This is a genomic window from Streptomyces sp. NBC_00306, from assembly GCF_036169555.1.
Lineage (GTDB): Bacteria > Actinomycetota > Actinomycetes > Streptomycetales > Streptomycetaceae > Streptomyces > Streptomyces achmelvichensis.
Map to the genome: position 1 here is coordinate 7,588,181 of NZ_CP108032.1, position 16,360 is coordinate 7,604,540.

The window sequence follows — 16,360 nt, forward strand, 5'->3', positions numbered from 1 at the left end:
AGACCATGACCAGTCATGTGAGCGGGGCCCGACCGCACTCCACGTCACGGAGTTCCACCAGCAGCGGGTTCGTCACCGGCTGGACGGTGTTCGCCGGCGTCATGATGATCTTCGGTGGTCTCATGACCCTCTTCGCGGGCATCGCCGCCATCGCCAAGGACGACGTGTTCGTCGCCACGCGCAACTACGTCTTCCAGTTCGACCTCACCGGGTGGGGCTGGATCCACATGATCCTGGGCATCGTCATCGTGATCGCCGGGTTCGCGCTCTTCCAGGGCTCCACCTGGGCCAGGGTCGCCGGTATCGCGCTCGCCGGTCTGGCCATGCTGGCGAACTTCCTGTGGCTGCCGTACGCCCCGTTCTGGGCCGTGGTGCTGATCGCCATCGACGGCTTCGTGATCTGGGCACTCTGCGCACCCCGCCACTCGGAGTCCTCGGCCTCGGCGCACTGACCGGTCTCCTCGCGCGGCATGCCTCCGTCAGCCCCTGCTTTCCCGGCTCGCCACCACGACGGTTTCGTCAGCGGGCCGGGTGTCCGGCCGCGGCCATGAAGAAACCGGCCGCGGCCGAGAAGGGAGGAGAGCGGAGTGGGCGACCCGATCGAGCCGCGTCCTCCCGGACGTGAGTGGAGCGACGCCCTCCTGGAGGCGCTGTTCACCGAGTCCCCCACGGGTCTCTACCTGGTCGACAAGGACCTCAGGCTCATCCGCATGAACAGCGCGGCACGTGGATGGCGGGGGGTGGCCGTCGAGGACAACACGGGCCGCCGCCTCGGGGAAGTGATACCCGGCTTCGACACCGAGGCGATCGAGGCGATGCTGAGGCGGGTGCTCGACACCGGGAAAGCCGTGATCGACTTCGAGCAGCGCGGGTTTCCGCCCACCGACCCGACCCGCGAGTACGTGGCGTCCATCTCGGCCTTCCGGCTCCAGGGCCGGGGCGACGCGGCCGACCGGGTCGGAGTGGCGGCGGAGGTCACCGATGTGACGGGGCAGTACCGCGCCCGCACCCGCGTGATGCTGCTCAACGAGGCCGGCGAGCGGATCGGCAGGACGCTCGACATGACCGGCACGGCAGAGGAGTTCGTCGGGTTCGCGGTCCCGGCGCTGGCCGATGCCGCGACGGTCGATCTGTTCGACTGTGTGCTGCGCGGAGGCGAGCCCCCGGCCGGGCCGGTGGAAGCGCACCTGCCGCTGAGACGTGTCGCCCGTCGCGACGCGGAGAGCACCGGCGCGGACCGTGATCAGGCCGGTCCGATGCCGCTGATCAGCCTCGATCCGCCGACTCCGTACACCCAGAGCGTCGTCGATCACCGGCCGCGGCTGATCCAGCAGCCCGGTGTCGATCCGGGCGTCCCGGGCACCGGCGGGCGCGGCCCGGCCGACGAGGAATCCGGCTCCGTCCTGGTGCTGCCTCTCGTCACCCGCGGAGTGGCGCTGGGCGTGGCCGTGGTCCGGCGGAACCATCACTCCGACCCGTTCGACGAGGACGATCTCGCGATCGCCGCCGAGGTGGCCGGCCGGATGGCCCTGAGTCTGGACAACGCCCGCCGGTACGAGCGTGAGCACGCGACCGCCCGTACGCTCCAGCGCGGGCTGCTGCCTCCCGCCCTGCCGCGAGTCTCCGCCGTGGAGACCGCACACCGGTATCTGCCCGGTCATGACGCCGGCGGGGACTGGTTCGATCTCCTCACGCTGTCCGGAGGCCGGGTCGCGCTCGTGGTGGGTGACGTCGAGGGCCACGGCCTGGCGGCCGCCACGACCATGGGGCAGCTGCGGACCGCCGTCTCCACACTGGCCGCGATGGACCTCCAGCCGGACGAGGTGCTGTCGCGCCTGGACGACCTGATGGCCCGCATGACCGAGGAACGCACCCGGCTCGCGGGCGACGCGACGAGCGACCAGCATGCCGGCGCCAGCTGTGTGTACCTCGTTTACGACCCCGTCTCCCGGCTGTGCACCTTCGCCCGCGCCGGACACCCGCCGCCCGTGCTCGTCCGGCCCGACGGGCACACGCAGGTCCTGGACGGCGGGGCCGGACCCCCGCTCGGCCTCGGTGGGCTGCCCTTCGAGGCCGCGGAGATGGAACTGCCCGAGGGAAGTCTGCTGGCTCTCTACACCAACGGGCTGATCGAAGGCCGCCGGGCCTCCGACGACGCGCTGGGCCGGCTCCAGCGCGTCCTCGGCCACCCGGGACGGACCCTGGCGGACAGTTGCGACGAGGCCGTGGCCGCCGTGCGGCCACACCGGGCGGACGACGACGCCGTTCTGCTGCTGGCGCGCACCCGCTCCCTCACGTCCGACTCCGTCGCCACCTGGACCCTGCCGCTGGACCCGGCGATCGTCTCCACCGCGCGCACCCTGGCGGGCCGCCAGCTCGCCGCCTGGGGCCTGGACGACCTCGCCTTCACGACCGAGCTGATGGTCAGCGAACTGGTCACCAACGCCATCCGCTACAGCACGGGCACGGTCGTGCTGCGTCTGATCCGCGACGGCGACTCGCTCCTGTGCGAGGTGTTCGACAACAGCACCACTGCACCGCATCTGCGCCGTTCCCGCGACAGCGACGAAGGGGGACGCGGTCTGCTGCTGGTGGCCCAGTGCTCGCGACGGTGGGGCACACGCCTGACGGCCACGGGCAAGGCGATCTGGGCGGAACAGCCGCTGCCCGCGCCCGTAGCCGCGGAACGTCTGTCGCAACGGCCTGCGGATCCGGGACCGTCGGCGTCGCGGGATCCGGGAGCGCCGGCGTGAGCGCCGGCCGCCCGACTTGACCGTGCCGTTCAGTTCGTGGTCGAGGGGAACGCGTCGGCGCGGACATGGGGCATGGCCCGGCTGGCCACCCGATAGCGGCCGTTGGGCAACTGCGCCGACGAGGTGGTGACGCGCACGGTCAGCGGACCGGCCCACTCGTATCCCTGCGCCTCCCCATGGCGGGCGAGCGAGTCCGTCAGCGCCCGCCCGACCTCCCCGACGCGCCGCAGCAGCTCCTTGTGCACACTGCGGGTCAGTTCGATCTCGTACGCGTTGGGCACGACGACGCGGCTCTGGCTGCACACCACCGCATGGGTGTCGCACTCGCCTCGCAGCGCGTCGACCAGTTCCACCGGGTCCCGATGAATGACCTTGGCGAGCAGCCCGTCCTGCCAGCGCTCAAGGGCCTGCTCCCACCGCTTCAGATGTCCCATGACACTTCGCGTGCCCGTGACACCGGTAGATCACGCACACCGGAACGGCGCTCTCCCCGGATGCCGGTACTTCGGTACCGGTGCGATCCGGCCGGCAGGTCTACGACGCGGGCGCTCCCGCCGGTGCGCTGTGCCGGGCGTGGACAAGAAAGCTGCGGGCGGCGGCACTGAGCGGGCCGGGCTGGTGTGCGATACCGACCGGCCGTAAGAGGGGCGGGCTGAACGAGCGGACCTCCACCCGGTGATGGAACACCCGGAACACCGTGTCCCGGTATCCGATGAGCGACCCGCGTTCCTCCGTGACACCCGTCCGTGGGGCCGTTCGCTCATCGTTCTCGGCCACGGCCAGCGGGCGCACACCGAGCCGGCCGAACATCGCTTCGAGCTCGGTACGCCGGCCCGTACCGAGGGGAGGGAGCACCACCCTCAGCCCGCCCAGCATCCGCAGCGGCACCGGGTCGGGCAGCTCCGAGCCCGGTGGCGAGATCAGCACGATCTCGCGGTCCTGGAGGCGGTACGCCGACAGCTCCTGGTCCACCGGCAGATGGACCAGCCCCAGTTCGGCCGCACCGTCGACCAGGGCGCGCTCGAGTGCCTCACGGCTGTCGTGCCGGAGCAGCCGTACGTCGATCTCCGGGTGGCGCTCCACGAACGAGGGCACGAGATCGGCGGCGATCACACCGCAGAGGGCAGGCGTCGCGGCCACTTTCACGGTGGCGCGCAGCGCACTCCTGCGGGCCGTGCCGACGTCCTCGATCGCTCCGACGGCGTCGAGAACCGTCCGCGCCAGACGCACGACTCGGGTGCCCTCGGCGGTCAGGGTCGCGCGCCGGCCCCTGCGGTCCAGGAGTGTCACGCCGAGATCCCGCTCCAGAGACTGGATGGACCGGGAGAGGGCGGGCTGGGCGATGTAGACGGAGCACGCTGCGGCTGTGATGGAGCGGCAGTCAGCGACGGCGACGAGGTATCGCAGCTGTTGCAGTGTGGGGGTCATGTGCGGACGTTAGCCCTCCGGGTCTGAGCCCTGAAAGAGGCACTCAGGTCAACAAATCCCGTGCCGCGTATGAAATCTGACGCACCGTCTGTTGCCAACCATACCTCTGCGGCATGGATGGGCGGATGGGCGTTGACACTGCCGTCGGGCCGCCGCAGGATGCAACGCGGCATTGCGAAGTTACTGGCCGTTAATCACCTCAGGCACCCGCGCACCCCCCACCTCACCGCCGTCGTGCCCCGCTCCCTCGACCGGCCCTGCACGGAACCCAAGGAGAGCCTGTGATCTCTCAGCCTGCCCGGCGTTCCCGCCGGGATCTCGTCGTCGTGGTCAGTCCGTTCGAGGAGCCCCGCCCCCGGATGGTCGCGGCGGCGGAACGAGCGGGAGCACTGGGCATCCTCGATCTCGGCAGGGACCGCGACCGGGCGCTCGCCGCCATGGCCGGACTGAGTGGCCGGTACGGCGTGCGGATACCGTCCGGCTGCCCGCTCGCCCCGGACGACCTGCCCGCCGCCGTGGACACCGTGCTCCTCACCGAACCCCACTGGCGCGGTGGCACCGGCGCGTGGTCGGACGGCGGACGGCGCCGGGTGTGGGCCGAGGCGGTCAGCCCGGCCGAGGCCGCGGACGCCGTCCTCGCGGGAGCCGACGGCATCGTGGCCAGGGGCCACGAAGGCGGCGGACGCGTCGGCGAACTCACCACCTTCGTCCTGCTCCAACGCCTGCTCGCCGACCCCCGGTTGACCGTCCCCGTGCATGCCGCAGGGGGCATCGGCCTCCACACCGCGGCAGCCGCCGTCGCCGGCGGGGCAGCAGGAGTCGTCCTCGACACCCAACTCGCCCTGACCACCGAGGGACTGGACGGACTGCCCCGCGCGGTCGCCGACGCGATGCGTGCCATGGACGGCAGCGAAACCGCCGTCGTCGCGGGCCATCGTGTCTACATCCGGCCCGATCTGGCGCTTCCCGAGGGGGGCATCGCCGAGCTGCTCGGTGCGGGAGATCTGTTCGGCGTGCCGTTACCCGTCGGCCAGGAGGGGGCGACAGCCGCCCGCCTCGCCGCGCGTCACCGCACCACCGGCAGTGTCGTCCAGGCGGTCCGGGCGGCGATCACCGGCCACATCGGTGCGGCCGCCCGGACCCGTCCCCTGCTGCCGCGCCCCGGCGACGACCTGCTGCCCGTGGTCCAGGGCCCCATGACCCGGGTCAGCGACCGGTCGGCCTTCGCCTCCGCCGTGGCCGAAGCGGGCGGCCTGCCCTTTCTGGCCCTGGCCGTCATGGATGGCCGGGACGTGCATGCCCTGCTCACCGAGACCGCGAGCCGGCTGACCGGCCGTCCGTGGGGCGTCGGTCTGCTCGGCTTCGCCCCGGACGAGCTGCGCCGGGCACAGTTGGAAGCGGTCGCCGCCGTACGTCCGCCGTACGCGATCATCGCGGGCGGGCGGCCCGCACAGGCCGCACCGCTCGAAGCGGCGGGCACCAGGACGTATCTGCATGTGCCCTCACCGGGCCTGTTGGAGCACTTCCTCGCCGAGGGCGCCCGGCGCTTCGTCTTCGAGGGACTCGAATGCGGCGGACACATCGGTCCGCGCGCCGCCTTCCCGCTCTGGGAGGAGCAGATCGAGCGCCTGCTCGCCTTCCCGCACGCGGAGGAACTCGACGTCCTGTTCGCCGGCGGCATCCACGACGAACGCTCCGCCGCCATGGTCGCGGCCGCCGCCGGGCCGCTGGCCGAACGAGGAGCCCGCGTCGGCGTCCTGATGGGCACGGCCTACCTCTTCACCGAGGAGGCCGTCGCCGCCGGTGCCGTCCTGCCCGGATTCCAGCAGGCCGCGCTCGACTGCGACACCACCACACTGCTGCGTACGGCTCCGGGACATGCCACCCGGTGCGCCGTCACCCCGTATGCCGACACCTTCACCGCCACGGCCGAGCGGCTGCGCGCGGACGGGGCGCGTCCGAACGAGGTCTGGGAGGAGCTGGAGAAACTCAACCTCGGCCGGCTGCGGATCGCCAGCAAGGGCCTGCGCCGCACCGGATCGGAGCACACGCCGGTCGGCGAGGACGAACAGCGCGCCGAGGGCCTCTACATGCTCGGGCAGATCGCCACCGCGCGCACGTCCGTCACCACCGTCGCGGCCCTCCACGCCCAGGTGACCGAGGGAGCGACCGCTCTTCTCGCCGAGCGCGCCCGGCTGCTCGCGGCCGACGAAGCCGTCCCGGAGACGGAGGAACGGGCGCCGCTGGAGATCGCCGTGGTCGGGATGGCCTGCCGGTATCCCGGCGCGGACGACCTCGCGGGGTACTGGGCCAACATCGTCGCCGGGACCGATTCGGTGACCGAGGTCCCCGCGGACCGCTGGGACACCGCCGCGTATCACGACCCCGACCCGGCGCGGGCGGGGGAGCGGACCCCGTCCCGGTGGGGCGGCTTCCTGGGCCCCGCGCCCTTCGACGCCCTCGCGCACGGCATCGCCCCCGCCTCCCTCGGCAGTATCGAGCCGGTCCAACTGCTCGCCCTCGACACAGCTGCACGCGCCCTCGCGGACGCCGGATACGCGCCCGGGCGGCACTTCGACCGGTCCCGCACCTCCGTGGTCTTCGGGGCCGAAGCGGGCACCGACCTCGCCGGTGCCTACGGCTTCCGAGCCCTGCACCGCGGCTACCTCGGCGACCTGCCGCCGGGCCTGGACGCCCAACTGCCCAGGCTGACCGAGGACTCCTTCCCCGGAGTGCTCGCGAACGTCATCGCAGGGCGCGTCGCCAACCGCCTCGACCTCGGCGGCGCCAACTGCACCATCGACGCCGCCTGCGCCTCCTCGCTCGCCGCCCTCGACCTGGCGTGCAAGCAACTCGGCGACGGGGACAGCGACATGGTGCTGTGCGGGGGCGCCGATGTGCACAACAGCATCAACGACTACCTGATGTTCGCCTCCGTACGGGCCCTCTCGCCCACCGGCCGGTGCCGGCCCTTCGACGCGAGCGCGGACGGCATCGCCCTCGGTGAAGGCGTCGCCTGCCTCGTCCTCAAACGGCTCGCGGACGCGGAACGCGACGGTGACCGCATCTACGCCGTCGTCCAGGCCGTCGGAGCATCCAGCGACGGCCGCTCCCTCGGCCTGACCGCACCACGCCCCGAAGGACAGCGCCGGGCCCTGGACCGCGCCTACGCACGGGCCGGGATCGAGCCCGCCGACATCGGTCTGGTGGAGGCGCACGGCACGGGCACGGTCGTGGGTGACAGCGCGGAACTGTCCGTCCTCACCGAGGTCTTCGGCGGGCAGGAGACCGGCTTCTGCTCACTGGGCTCGGTCAAGTCGCAGCTCGGACACACCAAGTGCGCGGCCGGCCTCGCCGGCCTCATCAAGGCGGTGCGCGCCGTGCACTCCGGTGTACGGCCGCCGACGCTGCACCTGACCGGCCCCAACGCCGACTGGACCGCGGGGACCAGCCCCTTCTTCTTCGACACCGAGGCCAGACCGTGGGCCGCGCCCGCCGGCAACCGGCGGGCCGCCGTCAGCGCCTTCGGCTTCGGAGGCACCAACTACCACGCCGTGCTGACCGGGTACGCGCAGGCCGAGGAGCCCGAGCACGGCCTCGACGTCTGGCCCGCGGAACTCTTCCTGTTCCGTGGAGCCGACCGGCAGGCCGCGGTGCGCGCCGTCGACCGTCTCACCGCCCGCCTGGCACAGAACGACGCGGCCGGGCGGCCCTGGCCGCTGCGTGACCTGGCGGCCGAGGTCTCCACCCAGGACGGCCCGGTCCAGGTGGCCGTCGTCGCGACAGACCTCGACGACCTGGCCGAAAAGCTGCCCCACGTACGCGAGTTCACGGCCGGCGACGGGGTCCATGTGTCGCACGAGGGACGCGAGACCGGCCGGACGGCCTTCCTCTTCCCCGGTCAGGGCAGCCAGCGCCCGGGCATGATGGGCGACCTCTTCATCGCCTTCCCGCGCCTGCGCTCGGTGCTCCACGACGCGGACGCCGGCTGTGTTGCGGCCATGTATCCGCCCGCCGCGTTCACCGCCGAGGAGCGGGAAGCACAGCGGGCCGCCGTCACCGACACCCGGACGGCACAGCCGGCGCTCGGTCTCGCCGGGGCGGCGGCCCACCGCCTGCTCACCTCGCTCGGTGTACGCCCGGACTGCACGGCCGGCCACTCCTACGGCGAACTGGTCGCCCTATGGGCGGCGGGTGCCTACGACACCACGACCCTGCTGCGGCTCAGCGACCGGCGTGCCGCGGCCATACTCGCCGCAGCGGGGGACGACCCGGGAGCCATGGCCGCCGTACCCTGCGCGCCGCAGGACATAGCGGGACCGCCGGCCGGCTGCGTCGTCGCCAACCACAACGCGCCCCGGCAGAGTGTCATCTCCGGTCCGACCGCGGCGGTGGAGGCCGCGGTGGCGGACCTGCGGGCAGCCGGCGTGGCCGCCGAGCGTATCCCGGTCGCCTGCGCCTTCCACAGCGAGGTCGTCGCCGGCGCCGCGGACCTGCTGTCCGCGGAACTCGCGGACGCGACGGTGACCGCCCCCGTCCTGCCGGTCTGGTCCAACACGACCGCCCGCCCCTACGGCACCGAACCCGCCGCCGTGCGGGAGCTGCTCGCCCGTCAGGTCGCCGAGCCCGTCCGGTTCGTCGACCAGATCGAGGCCATGTACGCGTCCGGCGTGCGGATCTTCGTGGAGGCCGGACCCGGCCGCGTCCTGAGCGGACTGGTGGGCCGCATCCTGGGCGACCGCCCGCACACCGCCGTACCCCTCGACGTCCGCGGTGAACACGGCCTGACGCGGCTGGTCACCGCGCTCGCCGAACTCGCCGCCGCAGGTGTCCCCGTCGATCCGGAACCGCTGTTCCGCGGCCGCGCCGCGGTGCTCCCCACCGAGGCACCCCAGCGCCCGGGCTGGCTGGTGGACGGGCATCTCGTACGGACGGCGGACGGTGTGCCGGTGGCAGGAGGGCTGCAGCCCGCCCGACGGGTGGAGGCATCAGCCCCGGCAGCAGCGGACGACCGCCGGGAGGACGCGGTCCTGGAGTATCTGCGCGGAGCGCGGGAGCTGGTCGCGGCCCAACGGGACGTCCTGCTCGGCTACTTGGGTGCAGGTGGGGAGACCCCGTCCCCGGTACGCGAGGCCGTGCCTCGGGAGTTCGTGCCGCAGGAGATCGTGGAGGAGTCGGCGACCGGCAGGCCCGCGGTGGACGAGGACCGCCCCCTGACACCTGCTCAGCTCCTGGACTCCGTACTGGAGATCATCCACATCCGGACCGGCTATCCGCGCGAGATGCTCGACCCGGCACTCGATCTGGAGGCCGACCTCTCGGTGGACTCCATCAAACGTGTGGAGATCATCGGGGCGCTGGCCGACCGGATCGGGCTGCCGTCCGGGACCGGCGGCGCCGAGGAGTCGGCGGTCGAGGAACTCGCCCGCATCAAGACGATCAGCGGCATCGTCGACTGGATCGTGGCCCGCGGTACGACCACGACCGGTCACGGTACGACGGTGGCCGAGGGCGCGGTGATCACGGCCGAACCGGGTCCGACAGCCGGTCCGGCCGGCAGCGAGCTGCCTGCCCCCGCAGCCGTCCCCGTCCCGCTGACCAGGCTGCTCGTCGAAGTCGCCTCGGTCGAGCCGCCCGCGACGCGGGACCCCGCCGACGCCCTGGCAGGACGGCAGTTCGCCGTCGTCGACGACGGCCTGGGTGTTGCCGTCGCCCTCGCGGCCGCACTGGAGGAGCACGGCGCGGAGGTGCGCACCGTGCACTCGGACCGGCTGGCCGATGCCGCGGGCTGCGACGGCGTCGTCGACCTCAGTGCCTTGCGCCCGGCGCCCACCCCCGTCCTGCCGGAAGGCTTCCGCGCCCTGCGGGACACCCTGGTGGCCGGGACGCGCCAGTTGCTGCTCGTCACCGGCTGCGGAGGAGCGTTCGGCAGGGGCGCCCCACCCGCGGACGCGGACGACGACATGCCGCCCCGGGGAATGCCCGAGGCCACGGACCCCATCCCCGGGGCAGGCCTGTACGGCTTCGCCCGCTCCGCCGCGATCGAGTATCCGGGCGCGGAGATCCGGGCCGTGGACATCGACCCCAAGGACCGTCCCGAACGGATCGCCTCGCATCTGATCGCCGAACTGTGCTCCCCGGACGAACCCGTCGCGGTCGGCTACACCAACGGCACCCGCAATGTGCTGCGTACCGTCCCCGCACCGCTGCCCGGCGGCGGACGGCGGCCTCTGCCTCTGAGCCGCGACTCCGTGGTCCTGCTCACCGGCGGGGCCCGCGGGATCACCGCCCGCACCGCCCTCGCCCTGGCGGACGCCACCGGCTGCCACATCGAACTCATCGGCCGTACGCCACCGCCCGACGACGTGGAGGATCCGGCACTCGCCCACGCCCTTGACCGGGTCGCGCTGCGTGCGGCCCTCGTCCACCAGGGACTGCGTACGCCCGCCGACATCGAGGCGGCCGCGACCCGGGTCCTCGCCGCCCGGGAGATCCGGGCCGGCCTGGACGCGCTGAGGCGCGTCGCGGCCTCCGTGCGCTACCACGCGGCGGATGTCACCGACCCGCAGGCCGTGCACGCGGTCGTCCGTGACATACGCGCCCGCCACGGCCGGCTCGACGGCATTGTGCACGGAGCCGGGACCATCGAGGACAGGCTGCTGTGCGACAAGGACCCGGCCTCCTTCGCCCGGGTCTTCGGCACCAAGGTCGACGGCGCACGTCACCTCGCCGACGCCGCGGCCGGCCACGGGGACGCCCCCGCACCCGAGTTCCTCGTCCTCTTCGGCAGCGTCGCCGGCGTCTTCGGCAACCGCGGCCAGGCGGACTACGCGGCCGCCAACGACGCCCTGGACACACTCGCCACCACCCCGGCCTGGTCGCGCCGCTTCCCCGGACGGGTCCTCGCCGTCGACTGGGGCCCCTGGGCCGCCGAGGCCGGCGGCATGGTGACTCCCGAGCTGGAACGGATGTACGCGAGCCGGGGAATCCCGCTGATCGACCCCGACGGCGGTACGGACGCGTTCCTGGCCGAGCTGGCACACGGGACCACGGGCCAGGTCGTGCTGCTGGCCGAGCAGCCCGGCAACGGGTTCGGAGGGCGGCCGTGACCGACCCGGGCCGCGGCCCCCGGCCCACCGACGCCGCGATCGTCGGGATGGGCGCGGTCTTTCCCGGCGCGGGCGACCTGGCCGCGTACCGCCGCAATCTCTACGCGGGCACCGACGCCATCACCGAGGTACCTCCCGGGCGCTGGGACCCGGAGGTGTACTACGACCCGCACGGCAGCGAAGGGCCGGCGCGCAGCGACCGCTTCTACTGCCGGCGCGGCGGCTTCATCGACGAGCTGACGGCCTTCGATCCGACCCGCTACGGCATCATGCCCGCGGCCGTGGCGGGAGCGGAGCCCGACCAGCTGCTCGCGCTGCGCGTGATCGCCGAAGCCGTCGCCGACGCCGGGGGAGAGGAGGCGCTGCCCGACGACCGCTCCCGGATCGGTGTGATCCTCGGCCGCGGCGGCTTCATGGGGGTCGCCACCGCCCGCCTCGACCAACGGGTCCGTACCGCACACCAGTTGGCGACGACCCTGCGCGAACTGGCCCCGGAACTGGGGGAGGACCGGATCACCGCGGTCCGCGATGCCTTCCAGGCCGGCCTCGGCCCTGAGCGGCCCGAGGCGTCGATCGGCCTCGTCCCCAGCTTCACGGCCGCGCGGACCGCCAACCGCCTCGACTTCCGCGGCCCCGCCTACACCCTCGACGCCGCATGCGCCTCCTCCCTGCTCGCGGTCGAGCAGGCGGCCGGGCTGCTGGCGGCCGGGAGCTGCGATCTGGTCGTGGCGGGGGCCGTGCACCACTGCCACATCGCCACCTTGTGGAGCGTCTTCACCCAGTTGCGGGCGCTGAGCCCCAGCCAGCGCATCCGCCCCTTCGACCGCCGCGCCGACGGCACCCTGCTGTCCGAGGGCACCGGAGTGGTCCTGCTGAAGCGGCTCGCCGACGCCGAACGGGAGGGTGACCGTGTCTACGCCGTCGTCCGGGGTGCCGGTGTCGCGGGCGACGGACGAGCGGCGAGCCTGATGAGCCCTCTCGTGGACGGACAGGTACGCGCACTCGAACTTGCCTGGAAGCAGAGCGGCCTGGACCCGACCGCCCCCGACGCACTCGGCCTGCTCGAAGCCCACGGCACCGGGACCCCGGTGGGAGACGAGGCCGAACTCATCACTCTGGCGCGGGTGTTCGGGTCGCGGGAGGCGGGCGGTGAATCCGTCGCGATGGGCTCCGTGAAGTCGATGCTCGGGCACACCATGCAGGCGTCCGGGATGGCGGGTCTGATCAAGGCCGTACTCGCCGTGCACGACGGGACCCTGCCGCCGACCCTCCATGTGGACGATCCGCACGAAGGGTTCGCCCGGACGCGGATGCGCCCGGTCACGGCGGCAGAGCCGTGGGAGCGTGGCCGGGCACCGCGTCGGGCGGGTGTGAACGCGTTCGGCTTCGGCGGAATCAACGCACATGTGGTGGTGGAAGAAGCCCCGGGGGTGAGGTTGTCGGGCGCCGTGGGGCCGCGGCCCGCGGGTGCGGGGGCGGCGGTTTCCCGTGCCGTGGCGCAGTCGCCCGTCCCGTTCGCGGGGGCCACCGGGGCCGCCATGGTCACCGGGACCGCCCGGGCCGGCGAGGATGTGCTCCTGCTCTCGGCCACAGGCCCGGAGGAGCTGGCCGCCTCCCTCGCGCGCCACCCGGATCCGGCGGTCGATCCGGCGGCGGAGTCCCGCGGCGGACCCTGCCGGCTCGCTGTCCTCGGGCCCACCCCGAAGCGCCTGGCCCTGGCCGCCTCGGTCGTCGCCAGGGGACGGCCGTGGCGCGGCCGGGGCGGCGTGTGGTTCACGCCGGACCCGCTGCTCGCGTCCGACGACGCCCGGCTGGCGTTCGTCTTCCCCGGCCTGGAGCCGGACCTCGTACCCGACGTGGACGACGTCGCGGATCTGCTCCGGCTGCCGAGGCCCACCCTGACCGGCGGCGGCACACTGGTGGAACGGGCCGTCGACGCCATCGCCACCGGCCGGTTCTTCTCCCGCGTTCTGCCCGAACTCGGCATCCAGCCCGACCTGTTGGCGGGACACAGCCTGGGGGAGTGGACCGCCATGGTGGCCGCGGGGATGTATCCGCAGCAGGCGGTCGACACCTTCATCGACTCCCTCAGGCCGGGAGATCTCGACGTGCCCGACCTTGTCTACGCGGCGCTCGGCTGCGGGGCGCGACAGGCCACCGAGGCGCTGCGCGGACTCGACCGCATCGCGGTCAGTCATGACAACTGCCCGCACCAGTCGGTGCTGTGCGGGGAACCCGGGCCGGTGGCGGCGGCAATGGCCAGACTGGCCGACCAGGGGGTTCTCGCGCAGGAGCTGCCCTTCCGGTCGGGCTTCCACACACCGATGTGGGCGCCGTATCTCGACCAGGTGCGCGCCGCGTTCGGCAGACTGCCACTACGCCCGCCGACCGTACCGGTCTGGTCGGCGACGACCGTCTCGCCGTACCCGGATGCCGACCACGAGATCCGCGACGTGGTGCTGCGACACCTCCTGGAGCCGGTGCGCTTCCGGGAGTTGACGACACGGCTGTACGCCGAGGGGGTGCGGGGCTTCGTCCAGCTGGGCCCGGGCAGCCTCCCCGGTTTTGTGGGGGACACACTCCACGGCCAGAGCCATCTGGTCGTCCCCGCGGGCGCCGTCCCGGGTGAGGGAGTTGCCCAACTGCGCAGCCTGGCGGCGGCGTTGTGGACGGAGGGTCTGCAGCCGCACTGGGAACGACTGCTGGAGGGCCGCCCGTCCTCGCCCCGCCCCGCGCGGGTGCCGCCATCCATGGCCTCGGACGCACCGCCGCGCCCGGCTGCCGGCGAGCCGGGCGGACTGCGGCTCGACCTGGGTTCGCCCCTCGTACGCCTCGACGGAAAGACGCCTCGGCTCACCCTCGGCACCGGCCGGGTGAGGAGCGCCGTCGAGCGCCCGGTACTGCTGTCGGCCCTGGACGCGGTGCTCGACGAGACGGAGAACGCCGTACGGAGTGTGGCCGACGCCTGGCGCTCGACGGCAGCACCCGCACCTTCCCTGACGCGCGAAGCGGCCGCACCCGCACGTTCCCTGGCCCGCGAGGCAGCCGGACCCGCACGTTCCCCGGCCCGGGAAGTGGCCGCGCGCTCCCTGGCTCCCCAGGAAGCCGCACCCTCCCGCCCCGAAGCCCGCGCGGCCACTGCTCCCACGGCCCGACCGACGGCCGCGGTCCCGTCTCCCGCCCGCCGGACCCGGCGGCAGCTCTCCCTGGAGACGATGCCGTACGTCCGCGACCACTGCGTCTACCTTCAGCCGGACGACTGGCCCGAGCCTGCCGACCGGTTCCCCGTCGTCCCCATGACCACGCTGCTGGAGTTGGCCGCCGACGCCGCTCGCGAGGCCGTGCCGGGTCGGCCGGTGACCGGCTTCGAGGACGTACGCGCCCTGCGCTGGCTGCCCGTCGCCCCGCCCGTGGACGCCGACATCACCGCGACACCCTCCGTGGAGCCCTTGGGGGCGGACGGCGTACGCGTACGCGTGGAGATCGCCGGCAGCGCGACCGTCACCGTCGTCCTGGCCGGCCGCCACTCCTCCGCACCGGCCCCCGATCGCTCGCCGCTGATCGGTGAAGGACCGCCTCCCGTCAGCGCCGAGGCCCTCTACCGCGACCGGTGGATGTTCCACGGGCCCGCCTTCGCAGGGGTCCGCCGCGTGGACGCCGTCGCCGAGGACGGCATCCGCGGCGTGCTGCGGGCCCTGCCCGCGCCCGGCGCGCTGCTCGATGCCGCGGGGCAGCTCCTGGGGCACTGGATGCAGTTGCGGCTTCCCGAGGACCGCCTCGTCTTCCCGGCCTCGCTGGAGCGGATCCACCTGTACGGTCCCGCACCCCGCGAGGGTGCACTGCTCGGTGCCACGGCGCGGATCCGAGCCGTACGACCGGACTCCGTACGCGGGGATGTGGAACTCACCGCCGGTGACGGCACGGTCTGGGCCCGCCTCGAGGGCTGGACGTACCGTCGCTTCGCGGCCGACGAGCGGGTGTGGCCGATGAAGTTCACCCCGGAGATCTGCGGCATCGGCGAGCCGCAGCCCGGCGGCTGGTGTCTGGCCAGACGCCGCTGGAGCGACCCCGCGTCGCAGGAACTGGTCATGCGCCGCTACCTGGGAGCCGACGAGCGCGCCGCGTACGAGGGACGTCCTCCGCGCGCCCGTTCGGCCTGGCTGCTCGGGCGGATCGCCGCCAAGGACGCGGTACGGCAGGCCCTGTGGGACACCGGCGCGGGGCCCCTCTTCCCCGTGGAGATCCCCATAGGCAACGACTCGCTCGGCCGCCCCGTCCCCGAGGGCCCCCTCGCCGCCGGTCTGCGACTCTCCCTCGCGCACAAGGACCGGATGGCGGTCGCCCGCGTCCACACGGGCAGCTCCGTCGGTATCGACATCGAAGCCGTCACGGACGACCCGGACGCCCTGACCCGGATCGCGCTCACCGCCGACGAGCGGCGGCTCGCCGAGGACCTCGCGGCGCGGGAGGGAATCGGTCAGGCGCAGGCGACCACCGTGCTCTGGTGCGCCAAGGAGGCCGCGGCGAAGGCGGAGGGCAGCGGCCTCGGCGGCCGCCCCCGGCAGTGGACCGTCGCGGAGGGACCCGCCGGACTGCTCGTGAGCTCCCCCGAGGGCAACGGCCACAGCATCCGGACCACCACCGTCCTCGGACCAGCCGAGCCGGACCGCACCCCCGAGACGTTCGTCGTCGCCTGGACGGTCCCGGCGCCCACCCCCACCCATCGAGTCACCCCCACCCCCACGGAGGCCGGCCATGGCATCTGACACCACCGCCGAACGCATACTCGCCGAGATCACCGCCATGCTCGTCGAGACCGTGGGCGACGACTTCCTGCTGGAGGAGGAGGTCACCGCGGACACCACGTTCAACGAGGATCTGGCCCTGGAGAGCATCGAGTTCGTCGCCTTCGCCGAGCTGCTTCAGCAGCGCTACGGCACGGCCGTGGATCTCATGGCCTTCCTGGCCGAGAAGGACATGGAGGAGATCCTGGCGATGACGGTCGGCGATCTGGTGGCCCACATCGCGGGCAGGCTCCCCACGACACCGGCCCCGGTCGTCTGAGCCGGC

General features: G+C 73.3%; 7 protein-coding genes. 5 read left to right on the forward strand and 2 right to left on the reverse strand.

Features of this window, described 5'->3' with window-relative positions:
• Positions 1 to 5 precede the first annotated feature (5 nt).
• Together OHA05_RS33890 and OHA05_RS33895 are read left to right on the forward strand one after the other, a co-directional pair.
• Positions 6 to 452 carry a DUF7144 family membrane protein gene (locus OHA05_RS33890; RefSeq protein WP_391842656.1) on the forward strand — a complete coding sequence of 149 codons (447 nt, stop codon included), beginning with the start codon at positions 6 to 8 and terminating at the stop codon, positions 450 to 452.
• A 135-nt stretch (positions 453 to 587) separates the two neighbouring features.
• The gene (locus OHA05_RS33895) at positions 588 to 2,753 is read left to right on the forward strand and encodes a SpoIIE family protein phosphatase (RefSeq protein ID WP_328862667.1); all 2,166 of its coding nucleotides are present in this window, start codon (positions 588 to 590) and stop codon (positions 2,751 to 2,753) included.
• A 29-nt stretch (positions 2,754 to 2,782) separates the two neighbouring features.
• Here OHA05_RS33895 and OHA05_RS33900 read toward each other — a convergent pair whose 3' ends face one another.
• The gene (locus OHA05_RS33900) at positions 2,783 to 3,187 is read right to left on the reverse strand and encodes a DUF3662 domain-containing protein (RefSeq protein ID WP_313942418.1); all 405 of its coding nucleotides are present in this window, start codon (positions 3,185 to 3,187) and stop codon (positions 2,783 to 2,785) included.
• A gap of 100 nt (positions 3,188 to 3,287) precedes the next feature.
• Entirely contained in the window at positions 3,288 to 4,181 is an 894-nt protein-coding gene (locus tag OHA05_RS33905; protein WP_328862668.1) for a LysR family transcriptional regulator, read from the reverse strand.
• 281 nt (positions 4,182 to 4,462) lie between these two features.
• Between OHA05_RS33905 and OHA05_RS33910 the strand changes: the two genes are divergently transcribed.
• From OHA05_RS33910 to OHA05_RS33920, 3 genes are read left to right on the forward strand one after another with little or no spacing between them, the layout of a single operon-like run.
• Positions 4,463 to 11,290, forward strand: a complete 6,828-nt coding sequence (locus OHA05_RS33910) for an SDR family NAD(P)-dependent oxidoreductase (protein ID WP_443043809.1) — start codon at positions 4,463 to 4,465, stop codon at positions 11,288 to 11,290.
• Positions 11,287 to 16,056, forward strand: coding sequence for a polyketide synthase (locus tag OHA05_RS33915; protein WP_328862669.1), 4,770 nt, complete (start codon positions 11,287 to 11,289; stop codon positions 16,054 to 16,056). The genes OHA05_RS33910 and OHA05_RS33915 overlap by 4 nt, the downstream gene beginning before the upstream one ends.
• On the forward strand, positions 16,046 to 16,354 hold the full coding sequence (locus OHA05_RS33920; protein ID WP_328862670.1) for an acyl carrier protein: 309 nt from the start codon (positions 16,046 to 16,048) through the stop codon (positions 16,352 to 16,354). Before OHA05_RS33915 ends, OHA05_RS33920 begins: the two co-directional genes overlap by 11 nt.
• Positions 16,355 to 16,360 lie beyond the last annotated feature (6 nt).

Bases quoted from the DNA above. Each gene is read 5' to 3' on its own strand.
- OHA05_RS33900 (WP_313942418.1), bottom strand. From the start codon at position 3,187: ATGGGACATCTGAAGCGGTGGGAGCAGGCCCTTGAGCGCTGGCAGGAC.
- OHA05_RS33905 (WP_328862668.1), bottom strand. From the start codon at position 4,181: ATGACCCCCACACTGCAACAGCTGCGATACCTCGTCGCCGTCGCTGAC.
- OHA05_RS33890 (WP_391842656.1), top strand. From the start codon at position 6: ATGACCAGTCATGTGAGCGGGGCCCGACCGCACTCCACGTCACGGAGT.
- OHA05_RS33920 (WP_328862670.1), top strand. From the start codon at position 16,046: ATGGCATCTGACACCACCGCCGAACGCATACTCGCCGAGATCACCGCC.